This is a genomic window from Streptomyces sp. NPDC021212 (assembly GCF_044332925.1).
Lineage (GTDB): Bacteria > Actinomycetota > Actinomycetes > Streptomycetales > Streptomycetaceae > Streptomyces.
In genome coordinates, this window is sequence record NZ_JBIRPZ010000006.1 from 298853 (window position 1) to 321421 (window position 22569).

A 22569-nucleotide genomic window follows, 5' to 3' on the forward strand; every position below is an offset into this window, starting at 1 on the left:
CGGATGTCGCAAGAAAAACAGCTCAGCCCGCCTCCGGCTCCTCCCACGCCACGCCCTCCGGGAGCCGGTGGCCCGCCGTCCGGAACGCCTCCAGTTCCTCCAGGAAGCGCGCCGCGCCCGGCGGGAGCGCCCGGTGTGCCGGGAGCACCACGTACAGGCGGCGCTCCAGCACCGGCGCGACCAGCGGGCGGCGGACCACCGGGCCCGGCGGGATCAGGGGGTGGACCAGGGCGGGCAGGGCGGAGACGCCGAGGCCCGCCGCCACCAGGCCGCCCACCGTGGCCACGCTCGACGCCTCGGCCGCCGGGGCGGCGTCCCGGCCCGCCTGGGCGAACGCGGCGTCCGTCATGCGGCGGACGCTGGAGTCCGTACCGACCGCGAGGAACGGTTCGCGGCCGAGCTGTGCCCAGGTGACCTCGTCCCGCTCGGCGAGCGGGTGGTGTTCGGGGAGCACCGCGTGGAAGCGGTCGCGCACCAGGGGCCGCAGGCGTATGCCGCCGGTGGCCTGGTGACGGGGGACCGTGCTCACGGCGAAGTCGGCGTCGCCGTCCACGACCCGCTGGAGCACCGAGCGCTCCAGGCCGTCCAGGAGCCGTACGGTCATCTCGGGGCGCCGGGCGCGGAAGGTGGAGATGACCGGCGGCAGGAGGACGGCCGCCACCGAGGGGAGGGTGGCCAGGGACACGGCGCCGCGCTCGCCCGCCACATAGCGGCCCAGCTGGGCGAGGCCGGCCCGGTGCGCGGCGAGGATCTGGTCGGCGATGCGCAGCGCCTCCGCCCCGGCCGGGGTGAGTTCGACGTTGCGGGTGTCGCGTTCCAGCAGCCGCATGCCGAGCGTGCGTTCCAGGTCGGCGACCGCACGGCTCAGGGAGGACTGGGACACGTGCAGTTCGGCGGCGGCCGCGGTGAAGCTCACCGCGCGGGCGACCGCGGTGTACGCCGTGAGCTGGCGGAGGGTGACGTCCATGGTCGGCGAGCGTATGCGCGACCGCCCTCCGGGGGAACTGTTGCGCAGAACGCATGGATAGATCTGTGTTCGATGCTGGACGCGGATCTTTCACCGCTCCGACACTCTTCGGCAACACCCGACCGGACGAGGAAGCGAGCGGCCCATGCTGGCAGCCCTGGGATTCTGCACGATCGGCGGCTTCCTGCTGCTCACCATGTTCAAACGGGTCTCGGTGCTGGTCGCCCTCGTGCTGACGCCGGTGGTCACCGCGGTCATCGGCGGTTACGGGGACGACCTCGGCCCGATGGCGCTCGACGGGCTGTCCCAGGTCGCCCCCACCGGCATCATGATCGCCTTCGCGGTGCTCTACTTCAGCCTGATGATCGACGCGGGCCTCTTCGAACCGCTGATCCGCGCCATCCTGCGCATCGCGAAGAACGACCCGCTGCGCGTCACGGTCGGTACCGCCGTCCTGACCATGTGCGTCGCGCTCGACGGTGACGGCGCCTCGACCTTCCTCATCACCATCTCCGCCCTGCTGCCCGTCTACCGGCGGCTCGGCATGAGCCGGCTCGTGCTCGCCGGGGTCGTCGCCCTCGGCGCGGGCGTGATGAACATGATCCCGTGGGGCGGCCCGACCGCGCGGGCCGCCGCCACCCTCAAGCTCGAGACCTCCGACATCATCACGCCGCTGCTGCCCGCCTTCGCCGCGGGCATCGTCTGGGTGCTGTTCGCCTCGTACGCCATCGGCCGCCGCGAACGCACCCGCCTGGGCACCCTCGCCGAGCCCGAACCCGACCCGGAACCGGCCGCGGCGGCGGCCGCCGGCGACGGCCCCGGGACGCCGCGCGTGACCCGTCGGGCGGGCACCGCGCTCACCGTCTTCAACGTGGCCCTCACCCTGGCCCTGCTGACCGTTCTGGTGCTGGAGGCCATGCCGCTGCCGGTGCTGTTCGTGCTCGCGTTCGCCATCGCGCTGCTGGTCAACCACCCGCGCTGGGAGGACCAGCAGGCCCTGCTGGAGAAGCACGGCAACAGCGTCGTCCTCGTCACCACCATGATCTTCGCCGCCGGTGTGTTCACCGGCATCCTCACCGGCACCGGCATGATCGGGAAGATGGCCCATGCGATCGTCCAGGTCATCCCCGACGGCCTCGGCGGGCATCTGCCCGGGCTGGTCGCCGTCACCAGCATGCCGCTCAGCCTCGTCTTCACCCCCGACGCCTACTACTTCGGCATCCTGCCCGTACTCGCCGGAACCGCCGACTCCTTCGGCACCGACCCCGCCGAGGTCGCCCGGGCCGCCGTCCTCGGCCAGATGACCACCGGCTTCCCGCTCTCCCCGCTCACCGCCGCGACGTTCATCCTGCTCGGCATGAGCGGTGTGCAGCTCGGCGAGCACCAGCGGTTCATCTTCCGCTGGGTGTTCGGCACCACGCTGGTGATGACCGCGGTCGCCATGGCGACGGGCGCGATCCCGGTGTGAACGCGTTCGTAACGCCCTGACGCCCCGAGGAGGAGCCTCCGCGATGCCATCCGTACGCCGCCACCGCCGTACGTCCGCGAGTCTGCTGACCGTCGCGCTGACCGCGGCCCTCATGCCCGCCGCCGCGGCAGCCGCACCACCGCCCACCGCTCCGCCGCCCGGATTCCACCACCTCACCTCCGTCCATTACGACGGCACCGACGACGATCTGCTCACCGCCGGGCTCGGCTTCGACGGCCTGCGCGGCCCCCTGCCCGCCCCCGCCGACCCCGACCGGCCCACCGCCGCCGAGCTGCGCCGCCAGGCCATCTGGGCGTCCGCCGGGATGGCCGCCGGATCCGGCGGCGGACTGGGGCGGCTGTACGGGGCCAATGTCGACCGGGGCCGCCCGCTGCCCGGCGACGGCCGGATCGCGGGCACCGAGTACCGGGCGGTGGCGGGGCACGGCGCGGACAGCGTCAGCTTCGTGGTCCAGGTGCCGGACACCTTCGACCGTGCCCGGCCCTGCGTCGTGGCAGTGCCCGCCACCGGACTCGGCGGCGTCTACAGCATGGTCGGCAAGGCCGGGTCCTGGGGGCTGCACCGCCGGTGCGCGGTGGCCTACACCGACAAGGGCATGGGCCCGGCCTTCGACGATCTGCACTCCGGTACGGCCATGGCCTACGACGGTACGACCGGGCCGCGCACGGCACTCGGCGACCGCAGCGCCTTCGACGCCGGGCTGACCGACGCCGAGCGCGCCCGCTTCGACGCCGCGCGCCCGTACCGCGTGGCGTACAAGATGGCGCACTCCCGGACCGACCCGCAGGCCACCTGGGGGCGTGACGTGCTGCGCTCGGTGCGGCTCGCGCTCGCCCTCCTCAACCGCGACGAGCGGGACGGCGCGCCCCGCACCGGATACACCGCCGACACCACCACGGTCCTGGCCACCGGCGTCTCCAACGGCGGCGGCGCGGCCGTCGCCGCGGGCGAGGACGACCGTACGGGGCTCATCGACGCCGTCGTCGCCTCCGAACCACAGATGAACCTCGCCCCGCTGAACGGCATCCGGGTGCGCCAGGACGGGCGCGCCGTGCCCGCCGCGGGGCTGCCGCTGATCCGGTACAACTCCCTGGCCTCGCTCCTCCAGCCGTGCGCCGCGGTCACCGAGCCCTCCGCGCCGGGCTACGCCACCCTGGACGTCCCCGCCGCCCGCCGCCGGTGCGCGGCGCTGGTCGGCGACGACCCCCGGCTCATCACGCGCCGCGACGCGGAACGGGTGGGGGAGGGCGGTCTGCCCCGGCTCGCCGCGCGGGCCCTGGTACGCGCCGGATTCCAGCCGCAGTCCGGGTACTTGCAGCTCTCCCACTACGATCCGCAGACCCCGGCCTCGTACGCGATGAGCTACGCCCGCGCCTCCGTGGACGACGCGCTGTGCGGTTACGGATGGGCGCGGACCGACGATTCCGGCACCCCGGCGCCCTACCGCCGCTCCGAGCTGGCCGCCGCCTTCGGCACGAGCTTCGGACGGGCGCCCGCCCCGGGCGTGCTGATCGACGAGAACGCCCCCGGCGGGCCCGTCGCCGACAGCAAGTCCCGTGGGACGGACGGCCGTCACGACTACAACCTGCGCGGCGAACGCTGCGTGTACCGGCTCGCGTTTCCCCCGCGAGGCGCCGCCGGGGACGGCTGGGCGGCACGGCTCGCCGCCGGACTGGAGGCCACGCGGCGCAGCGGCGATCTGCACGGAAAGCCCGCGCTCATCGTGCACGGCCGGGACGACACCAGGGTGCCCGTGAACCACAGCTCGCGGCCGTATCTGGGGCTCAACGCCCTTGCCCAGCAAGGTAATTCCACCGTCAGCTATGTCGAGGTCACGCACGCGCACCACAGCGACGAGCAGACGCCGGGGCTGGACAACCGGTACGTCCCGCTCGGGTACTACTACCAGCAGGCGCTGGACGTGATGTGGCAGCGGCTGCGCGGCCGGGGCGGGGAGCTGCCGCCCAGCCAGGTGGTGCGGACGGTGCCACGGGGCGGCGAACCGGGCCACGCCCCCGAGCTGACCGAGGCCAACGTCCCCGCGATCGCGGCCGATCCTGCGGCGGGGGACCGGGTGCGGGTGGAACGGGGGACGGTGCGCGTGCCGTAGGGCCCTGTGCGCGCGGTGTCACCGGTGCCCTGCTCAGCGGTCCGGCCGGTCCACCGTCTCCATGCTGACGGTGGACAGGTGCCCGCACAGGGCGTCGATGAAAACGGTCGCCCAGCAGACCGGGGGCTGCACCGGGGCGGCGACCGGGGGAGGCGCGCAATCGCCTCGCCGCGCTGTGGCGGGAGATCGAACGGGACGGCGCCCCGTTCCACCACTGCGCCCTCGCCCACTATCTGGCCGACACCCAGGACGATCCGCTCGGCGAGCTGAACTGGGACCTGCGCGCGCTCGGCGAGGATGCGTACGGGGACGGGGCGCGGGCGGCCATCCTGCGGCTGACGCTGGTCCTGGAGGGCGCCGTCGAGGACTGACGGTCCGGCTATGCCGCCTCCGCCAGCTCCTCCCAGAGGTCGGCGAGCGCCTTCAGCTTGAGGACAAACCGTTCGCGTTCCGCCTCGTCGAAGGAGTCCAGGAGGATCGTGTCGAGCCTTCGCGCCCGGTGGTTCGCCTCCTGAAGGGCCTCTTTGCCCGTGTCGGTCAGGTAAAGCAGCTTGCGACGGCCGTCGGCGGCCGCGGTTCGCCGCGCGAGCAGACCCCGGTTCTCCAGCCGGCGAGCCACATCGGCCATGGTGGAGGTATCCAGGGCGACGGCGGCGGCCATGGAACGCTGGTCCTGACCGGGATGGGCTTCCACGGTCTGCAGCACCGCGAACTGAGGCCCGGTGAGGACTGGGTCCACCTCCCGTGCCCACGCGGCGAGATACGCCTGGTAGAGACGGCGCACTTGATAGCCGGGCGCGGCTGTCAGGGCAGTGGGAGCCTCCGGCCCGGTTTGGGCGGGCGGGGTGGGATCAGTCATAGAACCTACTTAAACACGCACGGTTGACACCGAGAGACATCGGAGGCGGGGCGCCGAGGCGCCCGCCGGCCCCGGCCGCTGCCTCACCGACCGGTACCGAGCGGGACCGGTCCCGTACCGCCGACGCTGCGACCGGCCATCGTTGCCGCGCCGCTCCCGGCAGGGTGGGGGAGTCGGCCGCCGAGCAGGCTCCCGGCGCCGGGCACGACGGGCGGCAGCCCGAGCTCCGTCAGGATACGGTACGCGGTGGAGGTGGCCGCCGACAGCACCGGCAGCCCCGCCTCGTCCTCGACGGGCTGGATCGACGCCAGCGACGGCATCTGCACGCAGGCCGACAGCACCAGCGCGTCGGCCCTGCCCAGGTTCAGGCGGCGCCAGTGGTCACGTAGATCGGCGGGGTCCAGACGGGCCACCGCCAGGTTGTCCGGGACTTCGAGGCTGAGCGCGTCGACCACCTCGATCCCGGCGTCCTCGATGTAGCCGGCCACCTTGGCGGTGAGCTCCTTCATGTACGGCGTGATGATCGCGACCCGGCGGGCGCCGAGCGCCTCGACGCCGCTGAGCAGGGCGCCGGCGCTGGAGACCACGGGAGCCCGGGCACCCTCGGCCCGCAGCGCGGAGGTGATGCCGGCCTCCGCCACACAGTGGTGACCCGGTCCCTGCGCCATGATGGCGACCAGGCAGGCGGTGGCGACGACGTCGGGCCGCGCGTCGGCCAGTTCGAGGGCGGCCCGTTCGGTCTGCGCGTTCATATCGCGCAGCTCGTCCGGGGTGACGTGCTTCATCCGCATCCGGCTGCTGTGGAAGACGAAGCGGTCGTCGGGCGCGATCGACTCCCGTGCGTTGAGCATCCGGGGAAGCTCGGTCTCCATCGTCAGGTTGGAGCTGGGCACGATCAGCCCGATGTGATGGTCTGCCATGGGGTTTCCTCCGAAACGGGGCAGCGGGCACCGGTCAGGCGGTCGGGGAGAGGATGGTCCGCAGCGCGTCGCGGAGCGTCGCGGTGGCGATTGCCGGGGCGTCCCAGAAGATCATGTGACCGGCGCCGGGGATCTTGTGCAGCGGCGCCTGCGGATTGCTCTCGGCGGCCTCCCGCGCCCCTTGCGCCGTCACCACGGGACTGTCCGCCCCGTAGAGCATGTGGGCCGGTCCGGGCACCCGGGGCCACCAGTCGAAGAAGTCCTCGTGTTCGAAGCCGTGGTGGGTGGCCACGATGGCCTCCTCGGCGCAACTGGACAGCCAGCGGGCCCGCAGCTCCTGTTCACGCCGCGGCCAGGTGGGCCAGGAGGCGGCCACCTCGTCGGCGTCCGTTCCGCGCCGGGCTTCGGAGAGTTGCCGCAGGAACACCTCCCGGGCGGTGGGGTACGGTCCGCGATCCGGACCGCTCATCGGCGGATCGGCCAGCACGGTGCCGCGCAGGGGCACCTTGGCACGCACCGCGACGGCCGCCGCGATCCGCGCGCCCATGGAGTGACCGAGAAGCAGCGGACGGTCGAGGCCGAGGTGGGAGATGAGGGCTTCGGTGTCCTCGGCGTACTCCTCCAGCCCGTAGCCTTCGCCCTCGTCCGAGAGACCCCGGCCGCGTACGTCCAGCACCACCGGCCTGACCACGTCGGTCAGCTCTCGTGCCACGAAGTCCAAGGTGATCGCGGGACTGGTGATTCCGGGCAGGACGACCAGTGACGGCAGGTCGCCGCCGTAGTCGAGGGCGTGTAGCCGTACCTCTCCGGAGCGCGCCCACCGGCTCGTGGCCGGCACCTCGGCCAGATCGGCGAGCGCGCTTTGCAGGACCGAACGCCGTGTCATGTGCTGTCTCCTCGTCGGTGGGAACGCCGGGCCGCGTCAGGAGCCGCCGGGGCGGGAACGGAGCCGATGTAGCCGACGGCGTCCTCAAGGGTGACGATGTCGCCGTACTTGGCCTGGATGTCGAAGAGCGCCGCGTCCGCCGGCCCCTCGGCCCGGTCGCCCACACAGGCCCGGGGCACCAGCACCGGGAAGCCCGACTGGACGGCGTCGACCACGGTGGCCCGCACACAGCCGCTCGTGGTGGCGCCGCACACCACGACGGTGTCGCGGCCCAGACTGGTCAGGGTGGCGGCGAGGCTCGTGCCGAAGAAGGCCGAGGCCCCCTTCTTCACCACCAGCTGATCGTGTCCCGGCCGCATGGGCAGCCGCGGGTCGATGGCCACGGCATCGCTGCCCTCGACCAGGGCGCGCATACCGGGAGCCTTGCGCAGCCAGGCGATCGCGTCACCGGACGCCTCGGACTCGGTGTAGGCGATCGCGGTGAAGATCACCGGCACCTCCACCGGCCGGGCCGCCTCGATCAGGCGCGTGGTGGCGGCCACGACCTCGGAGAGGTCGGCACCGGAAGGGTACGAGTCCTCGGTGAACCCCCGGGTCAGGTCCACCACGACGATCGCCGGACGGCTGCCGCGCCGCACCGCGGCACCGAAGCCGGCCCGCTGGTAGGTGTGGTTGGTGGCGACGCCGTACAGTCCGCCGCTCATCGGCGCCTCCCCAGCAGCCAGCCCGGACCGAACCCGAGCAGGAACGCGGCCGCGACCGGACCGTACTTCTTCAGCAGCGGGCCCGCGATCAGCACCATTCCGTTGAGCTCACCGGGTGCCTCGGCGGGGGCGCCGGCCGTGGGAGTGGACGCGGCGGGCGCCGCGCCGGAGGCGGGGGACGCTTCCGCGCCCTCCTGCCGAAGGAGAAGGTTGCCGAGGTTCTGGGCGAACTGCTGGAGAATCCTGTCGGACACGGCTCCGATGGCTCCCTTGCCGAACTGGGCGATCTTGCCCCGGATCACCAGGTCGGTGGAGAGGTTGAGCTGGGCGCCGTCCTGAGCCGGGACGACCTCCAGGGAGACCTCGGCCTCGGCGTCGCCGCTGCCGTGGGTGTCGGCGCCGCTCGCGTGGACACGTAGCCTCCGCTTTTCGGCGTCGACCTCCAGGAAGCGCACGGTGCCGGCATAGGCGGCCGTGATCGGGCCCACCTTGATCTTGACCGTGCCGCGCCAGGCATCGCCGTCACGGCCTTCAAGAGCGGCACCGGGCATGCAGGACGCCACTCTTCGGACGTCGCCGAGCAGCGCGAACACCGCGTCGGGCTCGGCTTTGACGGAAACGGTATTGATCAGTTGCATGAGTCCTCCTCGGCGCCCATGGCCCGCTGGGAGCGCCGGGCGGTCGCGCAGGCGTCGATCGCCTCGACGATGGTCTGGTAGCCGGTGCACCGGCACAGGTTCGCGGCGACGACCTCCCGGATGTCCTCCTTGGTCGCCTCCGGCCGCTCCGCGAGGAAGCCCTGGGCCAGCATCAGGAAGCCGGGGGTGCAGAAGCCGCACTGCAGGCCGTGGTGGGCGGTGAAGGCCCGCTGGAGATCGCTGAGCTCGCCGGTGCCGGAGTCGGCGAGGGATTCGACGGTGGTGATCCGCGTTCCCTCCGCCTGGGCGGCGAACATCAGACAGGCCCGGACCGGGAGCCCGTCGACGAGCACGGTGCAGGCGCCGCAGACCCCGTGCTCGCAGCCGACGTGGGTACCGGTCAGCCGCAGATCGTGGCGGAGCACGTCCACCAGGGTGCGGCGCGGCGCGGTGATCACCTCGTATGACGTGCCGTTGACGTCGAGCGCGATGAGCTGGACGTCGTCGCCCAGGCCGGTGGTGTCGTTCATGGTGTCTGCTCCGGTGTGCGGGGGGTCAGGGCACGGTGGACCGTCTCCGGTGTGATGGATGTGTTGTCCAGTTCGACGCCGGTGGGCCGCAGTGCGTCGTTGACGGCGTTGAGTACGGCGGCGGGGGCCCCGATGGTGCCGCCCTCGCCGGCGCCTTTGGCGCCCGTCGCGGTGAAGGCGCAGGGGGTCTCCAGATGGTGGATCACCACGTCCGGGATCTCATGGGCGGTGGGCACCTTGTAGTCCATGAAGCTGGTGGCCGACGGCTCGCCCTGGGCGTCATAGGTGATCTGCTCGAAGAGCGCCCCCGAGATGCCCTGTGCGATGCCGCCCCGGCACTGCCCCTCCACCACCTGCGGATTGACGGCGACACCGCAGTCCTCGACGCAGAAGTAGGCGAGGATTTCCACCTGCCCGGTGCCCTCGTGCAGTTCCACCACCACCCCGTGGGTGGCATTGGAGAAGGTGCCGTCGTTGTGGACGTCGAAGACGGCGGTGGCGGTGAGGCCCGGGTCGATGTCCTTGGGCAGCAGATGCGATTTGAGGTAGGCGGTGTCGGCCAGGTGCTCGTAGGAGAGTGCGACATCCGGGTCGTCGCGTCGGCGGACCCGGCCCCGGTCCAGTTCGGTCTCCTCCGGGGGGATGCCCCACTCGGCAGCGGCGATGGCGCGGAGTTTGTCGCCGAGCTTGCCCGCCGCCAGACGTACGGCACTGCCGCCGACAGCGATCGAGCGGCTGGCGAAGGTGCCCCAGCCGTAGGTGATGCGGTCGGTGTCGCCCTGGTGAAGCTTGACCTTGGGGAGATCGAGGTGGAGCGTATCGGCGATGATCTGCGCCATGGTCGTCTCATGGCTCTGGCCGTGGCTGATGGTGCCGGTGGTGGCGGTGACCGCGCCGCTGGTGTCCATGCGGACCTCGGCGAGGTCGAACCCGGGCACGACCTCCATCTTGCGCTGGGCGAAGGCGGCGGAGCCGTAGCCGGTGCGCTCGCTGAAGCAGCTGTAGCCGATCCCGATGTGCCGGCCCTCGTCCTTGGCCGCGGCCTGCCGGTCGTACCAGCCCGCCTCGTGCAGTGCCCGCTCGCACAGGTCGAGGGATTCCAGATACGAGCCGGGGTCGTAGGTGATGTTGTTGACGCCGGTGTACGGGAAGTCGGTGATGACGTTGCGGCGCCGGATCTCCACCGGGTCCAGACGCAGTTCGCGGGCGGCGCGCTCCATGAGCCGCTCCATGGCCATGACGTAACTCGGGCGGCTCACGCCCCGGTAGGGGGCGGTGGGCGCCTTGTTGGTGGTGATCGCCCGGCCGCGCACCCGGTAGGCGGGGACCTTGTAGACGCCGGGCATCTCGGCGGAGGCCATCAGCGGCTCGATACCGGCGGTGAACGGGTAGCAGGAGTAGGCACCCATGTCGCACACCACGTCCGCGTCGAGGCCGAGGATCCGGCCGTCGGCGTCGAAGGCGGCGCGTGCGGTGTAGTGCTGTTCCCGGGCGAGGAACGAGGCGGACAGGGCGTCCTTGCGGTCCTCGATCCACTTGACGGGCCGGCCGAGCCGCAGCGCGGCCGCGGCGGCGGCGATCTCCTCGCGGCCGACCACGCACTTGAGGCCGAAGCCGCCACCCATGTCCGGGACGATCACTCGCACCGCGCGCTCGTCCAGCCGCAGGCAGCGGGAGGCCACGGTCCGCACCTGATGCGGGGTCTGGGTGCAGGTGTGCAGGACGAGCTGCTCCTCCCGGGCGTCCCACTGCGCCACCGCGCCACGCGTCTCCAGCGGCAGGGCGTTCTGGCGGCCGGTTCGCATATCGACGTGGACCACGCAGGGAGCCTGGTCGAAGATCTCGTCGATGCCCTCGGTGGCGAACAGGCCGACGTCGACCAGGGTGTTCCCGGCGGCCTCCGCATGCACCCGCGGAGCGTCGGGGGCGAGGGCCTGTTCCTCGCAGGTGATGGGCGGCATGGGCGCGTACGTCACCTTGGCGGCCTCCAGACCGTCCTCGGCGAGGTAGGGGTCGCGGGCCACGACCACGGCGACGGGCTCGCCGACGTAGCGGACCCGGTCGCGGGCGAGGACGGGCATGGCGGTCGGCACGAACTCCGAGAGCGGGCGGCCGAGCTGGGCGGTGATGTCCCCCAGCTCCAGGTCGGCGGCGGTGAACGCGGCGACGACACCCGGGACCTGACGCACCCGCGTCAGATCGATCTCGGTGATCGTCCCGTGAGCGACCGTGCTGCGGACGAACTGCGCGTGCAGCATGCCGGGCAGTTCGATGTCATCGACGAAACGGCCACGTCCGGTCAGCAGCCGGGGGTCCTCGCGGCGCGCCACCGACCTGCCGACCAGCCGGTCGTTCTTGGCGGAGGTCATCGTGACATCGCCTCCTCACAGGCTCGCTCGATCAGATTGCGGATGAGGTGCTTGCGGTAGTCGCCGCTGCCGTGTCCGTCACTCGGCGGATCCACGGCGGAGGCCGCCGCCTCCGCGCAGTCCCGGAACGAGCCGCCGACCGCCAGCACGGCCTCCGCCTCGGGCACCCGTACCGGCATCGCGGCGACACCGCCCAGAGCGACCCGGCCGCCGAGGACGTCCTCGCCCTCGGTGGCCAGATCGACCGCGGCGGAGACGATGGCGAAGTCCCCGCGACGCTCGGCGAACTCGGTGAGCGCCGCGTGCGGCGCGGGGCTGGGGAAGACGATCTCCACGAGGATCTCGTCGGGGTCCAGGGCGGTGGTGTAGTAACCGAAGAAGAACTCACCGGCCGGGATGCGCCGCCGCCCGCGCGGGCCGTGGGCGATGAACTCGGCGTCGAGCAGTACGGCCAGCAGACACCACTCGGCGGTCGAGTCGGCGTGCGCGATACTGCCGCCCACGGTGCCGCGGGTCCGGATCGGCAAATGGCCGATCCACCGCATGGCCTCGCGGATGACCTCGAAACCCGCCCCGAGCCGGTCCGCGGGCGCGGTCTCCACCGTGTGATGGGTGGTGAGCGCCCCGATGCGCAGCCCGCCGTCGGCCTCGACTCCGAGATGGTCGAGTTCGCGCAGACCGGCGATGTCGACCAGATGCCCCGGGCGGGCCAGCCGGAAGTTCATCATCGCGACCAGGCTCTGGCCGCCGGCGATGACCTTGGCCTCGTCGGACAGTTCGGCCAGGAGTGCCGTGGCGCCCTCGACATCGCGCGCCCGGTGGTACTGGAAGGGAGCGGGCTTCATGTTTCTCCTGTTGTTTCGAAGGCCGACCCGGGCAGCCCGGTCGGGGCGGGGATCCCTCAGCGCACCGTCTGGCCGACGGGCGGCTCCGGGGACGCATGGGCGGGCACCGCGGTCGGGTCGTCCTCGTCGAGGTCGCGTCCCTTTGTCTCGGGCGCCGCGAATGCCGTCCAGATGACGGCCCCCAGGACGGCCACGGCCAGTACCCCGAACGTCAGCGGCAGCCCCAGCAGCGGCCACATCACCGAGCCGAACAGCATCGGCGCGAAGCCGGTGAGCGCCCGGCTGAACGAGGACGCCCAGCCGAAGCCACTGGCTCGCAGCGTTGTCGGGTACAGCTCGGAGACGTAGGCGTACATGGCGGGGATGGTCAGCTGCATCAGGAAGCCGAAGACGGCGATGGCCACGATGGAACCCGTGGGCATGCGCATCACCAGCGCGAACACCACCAGTGCGAGCGAGGCGATCGGGGCCGAGACCCCTATGAGCCACTTCCGGCCGACCGTGTCCACCAGCACCGTGGAGATCAGGACGCCGAGGATGCCGACCGCGCTCATCAGCGTGGTGCTCATGAAGGCGGCCGTGTCGCCGAGGCCCTCCTCCTTGAGAATGGACGGCAGCCAGCTCAGCGCCGCGTAGTACACCAGCATGACGGTGGCGAACAGCAACCAGGCGGCGGAGGTGATGCGCGGGCTGAACTTCCAGACCCCACGAAGCTGTTCGAGCGCGGCGCGGGGGCCGTTCTCCCCGGCCTCGTCCACCGGGGCGGGAATGACGTACGGCTCGACAGGCGCACCCGTGCGGGCGACCAGATCGTCGATGACGGACCGCGCCTCGGCTTCCCTGCCCTTCTTGCTGAGGTAGACGGGCGACTCCGGCACACCCCTTCGCACCCAGAACAGCAGCAGCGCCGGAATGCTCATCACGCTGAGCATCCACCGCCAGTTGCCTTCCAGCGACAGCATGGCCGTCGAGACCAGACCGCACAGGGTCACGCCGATCGGCCACCAGGCGTCCAATGCGGTCAGTACGCGTCCGCGGTACTTCGTCGGAGAGAACTCCGCCACCAGGGCGTAGTCGACGGGAATACAGCCGCCCAGTCCGACACCCGCGATGAAGCGCAGGGCGAGGAAGATCCCATAGTTCGGGGCCAGGGCACCGGCGACCGAGAACAGCGCGAAGACCAGCAGGGTGACGCTGAAGGCCTTCTTGCGTCCGATGCGGTCGGCGATCGCGCCCCAGGCCACCGCGCCCACGGCCATGCCGACCAGATTGGCGGTGGCCACCAGACCTCGCTGGGAGAGGGAGAGGTGGAAGTGGTCGCCCAACAGCGGCATCAGGAAGCCGTTGAGGGCGATGTCATAGGCGTCGAAGAGGTAGCCGAGGCCGCCGATGATGAAGATTCTGCCCTGGACCCCCCATCTCCATGGGAGGTCCTGGACGATCTGGTCGCCGGTTTTCACTGTCGCTCCACGGGGTGTTCGGGGATGTGCCCGCGCGGGGCGACACCGAGGTGGATGAGAGGGAAGCAGCCCCGAAGGGGGCGAGCGATGAGCGGGAGGGGAGGGGGAGAGTCCGGTCAGCGGGCGAAGCGGTAGTCGAAGGCGCCCAGGTCCGGGTCGTCGAGTGGGCTGCCGCTCCACAACCAGTGGTAGGAGACGTCGGATTCTCCGTCGAAGCCGCGCCGCAGCAGGGCGTCCCTGGCCTCCTGCTGCGGGCCGTCGGGATAGTGGTAGAAGGTCTTGTTCTGCAGTGAGGCGTCCTGCACCATGCCGGCGTGCTTGGCTCGCCGGTCCACGTAGCGCCGCAGTGCGCCCTCGACGCCGTCGGCGGTTATCGGGCCCAGTTCCTCGGCCAGTACGGCGGCGTCCTCCATGGCCTGGGAGGCACCCTGGGCCTGGTAGGGCAGCATGGCGTGGCATGCGTCGCCCAGGAGGGCCACCCGGCCGTCCATCCAGACCGGGTCGCGCCGACGGTGGTAGAGGGCGAAGGAGAGCACGTCCTCCTTGGCCTTGGACAGCATCGCCGCTGCCCGGTCGTCCCAGCCCTGGTAGGCGTTCACCAGGTCTTCCGCGGTGGCCGAGCCGGTCCATTTCTCGGCGACCTCGTCCGTGCAGGGGACGCAGCCGACGACGTTGAGGTACTCGCCGCCGCGGATCATGTAGTGGACCAGGTGCCGGTCGGGGCCGTACCAGATGGTGCTCTGGAAGCGGTCCATCAAAAAGCGCGTGGCCGGGTCGGCGGCGATGAGGTCGCCGGGGATGAGGACCCGGAAGGCCATCTCGCCGGAGAACAGCAGGGTGTCCGGGAGGCCCATGAGGTCGCGGACCCGGGAACGGATGCCGTCGGCGCCGATCAGCACATCGGCTTCGAAGCGCCGTCCGTCCTCGGTCACGGCCGCAGGGCGGCGGGGGTCGCTCCGGTCCAGTTCGCCGACCCGGCTCGAGGTGTGCAGCGCGACCACCGGGCCGGGGCCGGTCGGGTCGACGCAGGCATCGGTGAGGACACCGTGCAGATCGGCCCGGTGGTAGTGCCAGTACGGCGCGTTGTAGTGCCGCTTGACGTAGTCACCGAGCTGGGTCAGTCCGATGATGCTGCCGTCCTTCCACCGGCGCCGCACCTGGTCCTGGGGCTCGGTGTGGATGGCCTCCAATTGCCTGCGCAGCCCCAGCCCGAGCAGGACCCGGCTGGCGTTGGGCGCTGTCTGGATACCCGCGCCGATCTCGCCGAACCGCGGTGCCTGCTCCAGTACGGTCACCTGATGGCCGCGCTGCCGCAGCGACAGCGCGGCGGTCATTCCGCCGAGCCCGCCGCCGACGATGACAACGTCGAGGGATTGGGTGGATGCCATGTTCTCTCCAGACGCGGTGCGGCGGCGGGATCAGCAGTCGACGAGCCGGCCCGCGGTGACGACCTCCTGGTCGTCGACGGAGACGGTGCAGCCGCGCATGGCGATGTCGACGTGCGCATACGATTCGCGCTCGAGTACGGGGTGGGGTCCGGTGGACCACAGGAAGTTTCCGGCGAACGCCCGCGCGTCCATGCCCATCAGCTCTTCCTTGCCGTACAGGGCGGTGGCGAACCAGTCGGCGGTGCGCATCAGGCCCCAGCCCATATGGGACAGGCTGCGTCCCCACTCGTCGTTCGCGTCATCGAAGAAGGTGTTCAGCAGATGGGCCTCGGCGCCACCGGACACCTTCTCGATGTTCCCGCCCGCGATCTCCAGCGTCACCGGCTGGCGTACGTACTCCTTGAACGGCAGCAGGATGTCGCCCTCGGAGAGCACGATCCGGCCCTCGGAGAACCGCGGCCAGCACAGGACCATGGTGCTCGGCCAGTGGTCCCAGCGGCCCGGGTCGTCGGCGAAACCCACCTGGAACTCCGGCTTCGAGCCCGGCAGTTCGACGGTCAGGTCGGTGCCGGCCTCGGAGGTCACTCGCATGACGGAAGCGCTCTTCAGCAGGTTGACACCCTTGAGCACCTCCGCCTTGTCCTCCGGCTTGGGCAGGTTGCGGATGAGTACGTCGGGGGCGTCGCACACGAAGAGGATGCGGGTGCCCGTCCGCATGATCTCCTGCTGGAGCGGGGCGTGGATGAAGCCCTCCCGCGTGAGGTCCACGACGAGGTCGGCGGCCTTGAGGAGATCCTGCGCGGCGCTGTCGCCGAGCACCGCGCTCAGGCCGGGTCCGGCACCGGTGCGGGTGCTGTCCGAGGGCGACGGGTTGCCGCCGGGGACCGTGGCGGCGATGACATGCGCGCCGCAGGCCTTGGCCGCGCCGAAGGCGGCCGCCACGTAGTCGCCGCGGCTGGTGGGCTCGGACAGGACGACGACGTGCTCATCGGGCTTGAGCTTGCACAGCTTCAGCTCCTGGGTGAACGCGTCGAGCAGGTCAACGGAGGTGAGGTCGAGCATGTCTCGCTCCTGGGGAAGGGAAAGGTGGCAGACGGCGATCGCACAATCTGGGCATGCGTAGAGGTAGAGATCCAGCCATGCGGTCAGGTGGCCTCATGGGGAGACGCGAGTCTCACGGGCGCCGTCGACGGAATTAATCCGAACGCGTACGACCTGGGTCTGGCAAGGGGGCCGGTCGAACTTTTTTGTAAACAGTTCCTCCCCCGGGGTGGCCGCGACGGCCAGAGCATCCCCGCTGACCTTGCATTTTCCCCAGGCGTCGGCCGCCTTTCCCGGATTCACGAAGATGAACGAAAGATGATTGCGGCTGACATGAAGCCTTGCGCAGAGAGTTCGTACGTGCTCGGATGGTTTCTGTTCGCATCCGGACCGCGTGCCTTGAGCTGCCTTGCGATGGCTGGTTCTCGGCGGCGCGCCCCCACCCAAGGAGGGCTCCGATGGCCATCCCCCGCGTCCCTCGGCGCACTGCCGTCGCGGTGTACGTGGCCCTGTCGCGTTACCGCGTCTGCGCGGTGTCCTCGCGTGAACATGCGAGGGCCGCAGGGCGTCGGCCCTGCGGCCCCATCTGACACGGCACCACTGCGGGGTGTCCGGCGGACCGGCCAGTCACGACGCAGCCGCGGCTGAACGGGCGCACCCCGCGCCACTTTCCGCGGAGCGCTTCAGAAGCGCACCCGCAGCGAGCCGGGGCCCCGGGTGAACACTCCTGTCTCGGTGGGGACCTCACCATCGGTGAAGGCCATCGTCGGGAAGGCGTCCAGCAGGTGGTTGACGCCCACCTCGATCTCGGTCTTCGCCAGGAGCGCCCCCGCGCAGAAGTGCCGCCCGAGTGCGAACGCCAGATGGTCCGCGGCGGCCGAGAAAGCACTGCCGGCCGTCAGATCCTCACGGAAGATGTTGAACGCGTCGGGATCGGCGTAACGGCTCCCGTCCCGGTTGGCCGCTCCGATCAGGCAGGTGACGGTGGCACCCGCCGGAATCGTGCCACCGCTCACCTCCACGTCCTCAGACGGCTGACGGAAGATCATGTGCACCGGAGGCGTGAAGCGCAGCGTCTCGGCGAAGGCCGCCGGGATGAGGGTACGGTCCTCGCGCACGGCCGCCAGTTGCTCCGGATGAGCCAGCAGATTGCGGAAGAGACCGGCGATGGCCTTGTGAGCCGGGACACGCCCCCGAGCTGACCACGGCCAACGTCCCCGCGATCGCGGCCGATCCGGCGGCGGGGGACCGGTGCGGGTGGTGCGGGGGGCCGTGCGCGTGCCGTAGCCCGGTGCGATCCGGCCCGGGCCCGGCTGCTCGTCGCGTTACGGGGCGAGCACGGAGTACACGTGCTCGACCTGCGGCGGAGTGGCGAAGTGGGGTCCGGCGAGGGCCCGCCACCGGGCGAAGCTCTCGGAGCCGCGGAAGGTGACGGTGTGGTGCTCCAGCGTTTCCCACTGGACGATGAGCCGGTAGCGCGTGGGGTGTTCGACGCTGCGGTGCAGATCGATTCCGCGGCAGCCGTCGGCCGCGAGGAAGAGTGGCCGTGCCTCGGCCACGGACTGCTCGAACTCCTCCTCCTGGCCGGGGAGGATCTCGATCTGGGCGATCTCGGTGATCACGGTGGTGGCTCCTGCCTTTTGACGAGGGTGCGGGTGGCGCCCATGAAGCGTAGATCGTTCGCCCTCCCCGCTGCGCAACCTCCACGGGTAATCTGACGCGGCGGCGCCGCTCGCCGCCGAAACCGCGAAAGGGCACTCAGGCCGTGATGGACATACGGGAGCGATTACGGGAGCACTTACGGGGGTGGTGGGCGCGGGGCAGGGCGTTGTCGGCGGCCCATCCGCCGGCCGTCGACATCGGGGTCGCGTTCCTGGTGCAGGCGGCGATGACGATGCCGTTCGTGGTGCCGCGCCCGGCCGATGTCGCACCGGCGACCTGGCCCGCCTACGGGCTGACCACGCTCACCGTGATCCCCCTGATCTGGCGCCGGAAGGCTCCCCTCGCCGCCCTGTTCGCGATCCTGGCGACCAGCGCGCTGTACAAGCCGGCGCTGGAAGGGCCCGGGCAGCCGCTGCCGTACACCGGGCTCGTCATCGTCTACACCATCGCCGTCCTTTCACCGCCGTGGAAGCGGTTGACCACCGGAGTCCTGGTGCTGGTGGCCGTGCCGATGTCGGTCTGGCTCAACACCCGGACGGCACGCGAACTCACCTTCTCCTTCTTCGTGTTCGCGGCGGCCTACGCCTTCGGGCGGCTGACCGCCGCCCGGCAGCGGGCCAACCGGGTCGAGGCCGAACAGGCCGCCGCGCGGGAACGGGCCCGGATCGCACGGGAGATGCACGACATCCTCTCCCACGCGGTGAGCCTGATGATCGTGCAGGCCGAGGCGGGCCCGGTGGCGGTGCGTACGGCACCGGAGCGGGCGGAGGCGGCCTTTGACGCGATCTCCGAGACGGGCCGGGACGCCATGGCGCAGCTGCGGCGCATGCTGGGGGTGCTGCGCGAGGAAGAGGAGCCGGGCGGCGCCCCGCGCGCACCGCAACCGGGCCTGGCCGGTCTGCCCGACCTCCTCGACCGGGTGCGGGCCGGTGGCCTCGATGTCGTCTACGGAACGGCGGGGTCCGCGTGGCCGCTGACGGACGCGACCGGGGCGACGGTCTTCCGCATCGTCCAGGAGGCGCTGACGAACACGGTCAAGCACGCGGCCGCCCGCACCGTCTCCGTACAACTCACGTACACGGAGCGGGATGTGGACATACGGGTGACGGACGACGGACGCGGCCCACGGCCCGGTCCCCGGACCGGCCACGGTCTCGTCGGGATCCGCGAGCGGGCGGCGGCCCACGGCGGTACGGCGGTCACCGGGCCGGGACCGGACGGCCGGGGCTTCGAGGTGTGGGTACGCCTCCCCGTACCGTCCGCGGCGGAGGTGGCGCGGTGACGATCCGGGTGGTGGTGGCCGACGACCAGGAGCTGGTGCGCAGCGGCTTCTCGATGATCCTGGACGCCCAGCCGGACATCGAGGTGGTCGCGGAGGCGGGCGACGGATCCGAGGCGGCCTGGGCCGTGCGGCGGCACACGCCCGAAGTGGCGCTGCTCGACATCCGGATGCCGGGCATGGACGGCATCGAGGCATGCCGCGAGATCAGCGCGGCCGGCGCCTGCCGGACGGTGATGCTGACGACCTTCGACTCGGACGAGTACGTGTACGAGGCGCTGCACGCGGGCGCGAGCGGCTTCCTGCTGAAGGACGTACGCCGGGACGATCTGGTGCACGCGGTACGGGTGGTGGCGCGGGGCGACTCGCTGCTCGCGCCGTCCGTGGCCAGGCGCCTGGTGGAGCAGTACACCCGCCCGGCCGCCCGGCGGCGGCCCGATGCCCGCCTGGACGTGTTGACCGGGCGGGAGCGGGAGACGCTGCTGCTGCTCGCGCGGGGCCTGTCGAACGCCGAGATCGCGGCGGAGATGGTCGTCAGCGACCACACGGTCAAAACGCATGTCGGCCATGTGCTCGCCAAGCTGGGGCTGCGGGACCGGATCCAGGCGGTGATCTGCGCGTACGAGACGGGCCTCGTCACGGCCGGAGATCCCCCGCCCGGGGGAGCGCCCCGGCCCGGAACCTCCCCCGCGCCGGTGAGGAATCGGCCCGGCGAAACCCGCCTGTGCGGGTGATCCGCGAAAGGCCGCTGGTCAGCAGGATGGGGCCATCGAGAACAACGGCTCGCACCCATGGAGTTGCCCATGAAGAGCACCACCCGCACGCTGCTGGCCGCCGCGCTCGTCGTCGGCGTCGCCGCGGGACCGGCGGCCCTCCCGGCCCTCGCGTCCGCCCCGCCCCACGCGGCCTCGGCGCGGCCCGCCGATCCCACGGTCCCCGCCCTCGAGGCCGCCATAGCGAAGCTGCCGGATGCGACAGCGACGGCCGCGCTGGTCAGGGTCGGCGGCGCCGAGGGCGTCTGGCGGGGCAGTTCGGGCGTGCACGACCTGAACACCAACCGGCCGGCCGATCCGGGTGCCCGCTTCCGCGCCGGTTCGGTGACCAAGGTCTTCACGGCGGCCGTCGCCCTGCAACTGGCCGCCGAGGGCAGACTGGACCTGGACCGCAGCGCCCGCTCCTACCTGCCGGAGCTGATCCCCGCTTCGTACGGGAAGGTCACCGTCCGGGAACTCCTCAACCACACGCACGGCATCCCGGCCCCCGATTTCCCCGGGAACACGGTCGAGGAGGCGTACGCGAACCGCTTCCGGACCTATGACCCCGAGGACATGGTCCGCTCGGCGACATCGAAGAAGCGTGAGTTCGCGCCGGGCACGAAGCAGCACTATCTGAACATCGGCTACACGATCGCCGGTCTGCTGATCGAGCGTGTCACGGGCGACTCGTACGAGCATCAGCTGGCCCGCCGGGTCCTGAAACCGCTCGGGCTGCGCGACACCTACTCCCCGGGGGCGGATCCGCGCATCAGCGGCCGGCACAACCACGGCTACCAGACGATGAGGCTGGACGACGGCACGACCGGCCTGCGCGACGTTTCGGTGTGGAGCGCGACGGACGGCTGGGCGGCCGGGGACCTCATCTCGACCACGGCGGACCTGGAGCGGTTCACGAAGGCCCTGTTCCGGGGCCGGGTGGTCCGCGGCCCGCTCCTGCGGGAGATGTTCACGCTGCCGAAGGTGACGGACTTCGGCAGCGGCGCCCCGGCCGCGTACTCCGCCGGCCTCTCGATGAAGAAACTGGGCGGCCGCGAAGTGTGGGGGAAGACCGGCGGCCGCTGGGGCTACAACACGGCCATCGCCTCCACCCGCGACGGCTGCCGCACCCTGGTCTACAGCGTCAACTCCACGGACGCCAAAGGGCAGGACATGAACGAGGTGGCCATGAACCTCTGGGTGGCCGCCTACGGCAAGCCGGATCCTCAGGCGTCCGGCCGCGTCGGGGACCACACCCCGGCGGCGGTTCCGTCGCGGACGTGCCGCTCGTAGACGGTCACCTTGGTGTGGATGACCTCCAGGCAGGCGCCGAGTTCGTCGATCTTGGCCCGTATGTTCTCCTCGTGCTCACGGAGCAGCGCGAGCCGATCGGGCTCATTGCCCGGACCGCGGCGGACCAGCTCGGCGAACGTGCGGATCGTCGCGATCGGCATGCCGGAGGCGCGCAGCCGGTCACACAGCGCGAGCCAGTCCACATCGGCCTGTTCGTAGATCCGCTGCCCGCCGCCGGAACGGGGGATCTCCCGCAGGAACAGCCCCTCGCGCTCGAAGAACCGCAGCGCGTGCACGCTCATCCCGGTCGCCTCGGAGACCTTGCCGATGCTCAAGCCGTTGCTCATCGGGGAACCGTACCTTGACCTCGCGTGCGGTCGAGGTTCTAGCGTCCTCCGCGTGATCACGAAACAGCGGAAGCTCCCTTCCGGCTACGGCGCGCACAGCACCGCCGACGACGTTCTCGCCGGGGTCGACCTGTCCGGCACCACGGCCCTGGTCACCGGCGGATACTCCGGGCTCGGCCTGGAAACCACCCGCGCCCTGGCCCGCGCCGGGGCGCGGGTCATCGTCCCGGCCCGGCGGACCGACACCGCCGCGGAAGCGCTGCGGGGCATACCGGGGACGGAGGTCGGCGCGCTCGACCTGGGCGACCTGGAGAGTGTGCGCGCGTTCGCCGACCGCTTCCTGGCCACCGGCCGCACGCTCGACATCCTCATCAACGGCGCCGGCGTGATGGCGTGTCCGGAAACCCGCGTCGGCCCGGGCTGGGAAGCCCACTTCGCCATCAACCACCTCGGGCACTTCGCGCTCGTGGGCCGCCTCCGCCCCGCCCTCGCCCCCGGCGCCCGCGTGGTGGCCGTGGCGTCGTCGGGCCACTTCCTGAGCGACATCCGCTGGGAGGACCCGCACTTCCGCACCGGCTACGACCGCTGGCTCGCCTATGCCCAGTCCAAGACCGCCAACGCCCTCTTCGCCCTGCACCTCGACCGCCTCGGTGCCGACAGTGGCCTGCGTGCCTACGCCGTGCACCCCGGCAGCATCCTCACCCCGCTGCAGCGCCACATCCCGCGCGAGGAGTGGTGCGGCCTTGGCTGGGTGACGCCGGACGGCGAGCCCGCCGACGGCTTCAAGTCGCCGTCGCAGGGTGCGGCGACGGCCGTCTGGGCCGCGACCTCCCCGCTGCTCGACGCCCACGGCGGCGCGTACTGCCAGGACTGCGACATCGCCGAGCCGGCCACCACCGACGACATGCTCATCGGCGGGGTGAAGCCCTGGGCCACCGACCCCGACGCCGCCTCGCGCCTGTGGGACCTGTCCGGCGAACTCACCGGCGTGAACGCGTTCTGAGCCGGGTGCCGGTGTGGCGGAGTGAGT

At 71.5% G+C, this 22569-nt stretch carries 20 protein-coding genes and 2 pseudogenes; 7 read left to right on the forward strand and 15 right to left on the reverse strand.

The annotated features are described in order from the left end of the window. Positions 1–22: 22 nt before the first annotated feature. Entirely contained in the window at positions 23–967 is a 945-nt protein-coding gene (locus tag ACH4SI_RS18525) for a LysR family transcriptional regulator (RefSeq protein WP_398296813.1), read from the reverse strand. A 145-nt stretch (positions 968–1112) separates the two neighbouring features. On the opposite strand from ACH4SI_RS18525, the gene ACH4SI_RS18530 reads away from it, so the two are divergent. The 3 genes and pseudogenes from ACH4SI_RS18530 to ACH4SI_RS18540 all read left to right on the forward strand — a co-directional run. After that, a complete protein-coding gene (locus ACH4SI_RS18530; protein ID WP_398296814.1) occupies positions 1113–2435 on the forward strand; it encodes a CitMHS family transporter in 1323 nt (440 codons plus the stop codon). A 43-nt stretch (positions 2436–2478) separates the two neighbouring features. Continuing rightward, entirely contained in the window at positions 2479–4566 is a 2088-nt protein-coding gene (locus ACH4SI_RS18535; protein ID WP_398296815.1) for a 3-hydroxybutyrate oligomer hydrolase family protein, read from the forward strand. Between the two features lie 126 nt (positions 4567–4692). Further along, positions 4693–4880: pseudogene (locus ACH4SI_RS18540) on the forward strand (hypothetical protein); the annotation flags it as partial. Positions 4881–4945: 65 nt separating this feature from the next. On the opposite strand, the gene ACH4SI_RS18545 reads toward ACH4SI_RS18540, so the two are convergent. From ACH4SI_RS18545 to ACH4SI_RS18605, 13 genes and pseudogenes are all read right to left on the reverse strand, one after another. Next, a complete protein-coding gene (locus tag ACH4SI_RS18545) occupies positions 4946–5425 on the reverse strand; it encodes a MarR family winged helix-turn-helix transcriptional regulator (RefSeq protein ID WP_398296816.1) in 480 nt (159 codons plus the stop codon). An 83-nt stretch (positions 5426–5508) separates the two neighbouring features. Next, complete coding sequence (locus tag ACH4SI_RS18550) at positions 5509–6345, reverse strand: Asp/Glu racemase (protein WP_398296817.1); 837 nt, start codon at positions 6343–6345, stop codon at positions 5509–5511. 34 nt (positions 6346–6379) lie between these two features. Continuing rightward, positions 6380–7231: an alpha/beta fold hydrolase gene (locus ACH4SI_RS18555; RefSeq protein WP_398296818.1), complete on the reverse strand. Its 852-nt coding sequence runs from the start codon at positions 7229–7231 to the stop codon at positions 6380–6382. Beyond that, entirely contained in the window at positions 7228–7935 is a 708-nt protein-coding gene (locus tag ACH4SI_RS18560) for an isochorismatase family protein (RefSeq protein ID WP_398296819.1), read from the reverse strand. Before ACH4SI_RS18560 ends, ACH4SI_RS18555 begins: the two co-directional genes overlap by 4 nt. Next, entirely contained in the window at positions 7932–8573 is a 642-nt protein-coding gene (locus ACH4SI_RS18565) for an SRPBCC family protein (RefSeq protein ID WP_398296820.1), read from the reverse strand. The genes ACH4SI_RS18560 and ACH4SI_RS18565 overlap by 4 nt, the downstream gene beginning before the upstream one ends. Continuing rightward, the gene (locus ACH4SI_RS18570; protein ID WP_398296821.1) at positions 8564–9103 is read right to left on the reverse strand and encodes a (2Fe-2S)-binding protein; all 540 of its coding nucleotides are present in this window, start codon (positions 9101–9103) and stop codon (positions 8564–8566) included. The genes ACH4SI_RS18565 and ACH4SI_RS18570 overlap by 10 nt, the downstream gene beginning before the upstream one ends. Next, positions 9100–11472 carry a xanthine dehydrogenase family protein molybdopterin-binding subunit gene (locus ACH4SI_RS18575; protein WP_398296822.1) on the reverse strand — a complete coding sequence of 791 codons (2373 nt, stop codon included), beginning with the start codon at positions 11470–11472 and terminating at the stop codon, positions 9100–9102. Before ACH4SI_RS18575 ends, ACH4SI_RS18570 begins: the two co-directional genes overlap by 4 nt. Further along, on the reverse strand, positions 11469–12317 hold the full coding sequence (locus ACH4SI_RS18580; RefSeq protein ID WP_398296823.1) for an FAD binding domain-containing protein: 849 nt from the start codon (positions 12315–12317) through the stop codon (positions 11469–11471). The genes ACH4SI_RS18575 and ACH4SI_RS18580 overlap by 4 nt, the downstream gene beginning before the upstream one ends. A 56-nt stretch (positions 12318–12373) precedes the next feature. Continuing rightward, complete coding sequence (locus tag ACH4SI_RS18585) at positions 12374–13777, reverse strand: MFS transporter (RefSeq protein ID WP_398296824.1); 1404 nt, start codon at positions 13775–13777, stop codon at positions 12374–12376. Positions 13778–13893: 116 nt separating this feature from the next. After that, entirely contained in the window at positions 13894–15165 is a 1272-nt protein-coding gene (locus tag ACH4SI_RS18590; protein WP_398296825.1) for an FAD-dependent oxidoreductase, read from the reverse strand. A gap of 30 nt (positions 15166–15195) precedes the next feature. Further along, on the reverse strand, positions 15196–16227 hold the full coding sequence (locus ACH4SI_RS18595; RefSeq protein WP_398296826.1) for a hypothetical protein: 1032 nt from the start codon (positions 16225–16227) through the stop codon (positions 15196–15198). Between the two features lie 662 nt (positions 16228–16889). After that, positions 16890–17384: pseudogene (locus ACH4SI_RS18600) on the reverse strand (cytochrome P450); the annotation flags it as partial. A gap of 147 nt (positions 17385–17531) precedes the next feature. Further along, entirely contained in the window at positions 17532–17828 is a 297-nt protein-coding gene (locus tag ACH4SI_RS18605; RefSeq protein ID WP_398296827.1) for an antibiotic biosynthesis monooxygenase family protein, read from the reverse strand. A 146-nt stretch (positions 17829–17974) separates the two neighbouring features. Between ACH4SI_RS18605 and ACH4SI_RS18610 the strand changes: the two genes are divergently transcribed. From ACH4SI_RS18610 to ACH4SI_RS18620, 3 genes are all read left to right on the forward strand, one after another. Then, positions 17975–19150, forward strand: a complete 1176-nt coding sequence (locus tag ACH4SI_RS18610; RefSeq protein WP_398296828.1) for a sensor histidine kinase — start codon at positions 17975–17977, stop codon at positions 19148–19150. Next, positions 19147–19881, forward strand: coding sequence for a response regulator (locus tag ACH4SI_RS18615; protein WP_398296829.1), 735 nt, complete (start codon positions 19147–19149; stop codon positions 19879–19881). The genes ACH4SI_RS18610 and ACH4SI_RS18615 overlap by 4 nt, the downstream gene beginning before the upstream one ends. Positions 19882–19950: 69 nt before the next feature. Beyond that, positions 19951–21192, forward strand: coding sequence for a serine hydrolase domain-containing protein (locus ACH4SI_RS18620; RefSeq protein ID WP_398296830.1), 1242 nt, complete (start codon positions 19951–19953; stop codon positions 21190–21192). On the opposite strand, the gene ACH4SI_RS18625 is transcribed toward ACH4SI_RS18620, so the two are convergent. Then, a complete protein-coding gene (locus ACH4SI_RS18625; protein WP_398296831.1) occupies positions 21126–21539 on the reverse strand; it encodes a MerR family transcriptional regulator in 414 nt (137 codons plus the stop codon). The genes ACH4SI_RS18620 and ACH4SI_RS18625 overlap by 67 nt on opposite strands. 52 nt (positions 21540–21591) lie before the next feature. Here ACH4SI_RS18625 and ACH4SI_RS18630 point away from each other — a divergent pair, with 52 nt between their 5' ends. Beyond that, a complete protein-coding gene (locus tag ACH4SI_RS18630; RefSeq protein ID WP_398296832.1) occupies positions 21592–22542 on the forward strand; it encodes an SDR family NAD(P)-dependent oxidoreductase in 951 nt (316 codons plus the stop codon). Positions 22543–22569: the final 27 nt, after the last annotated feature.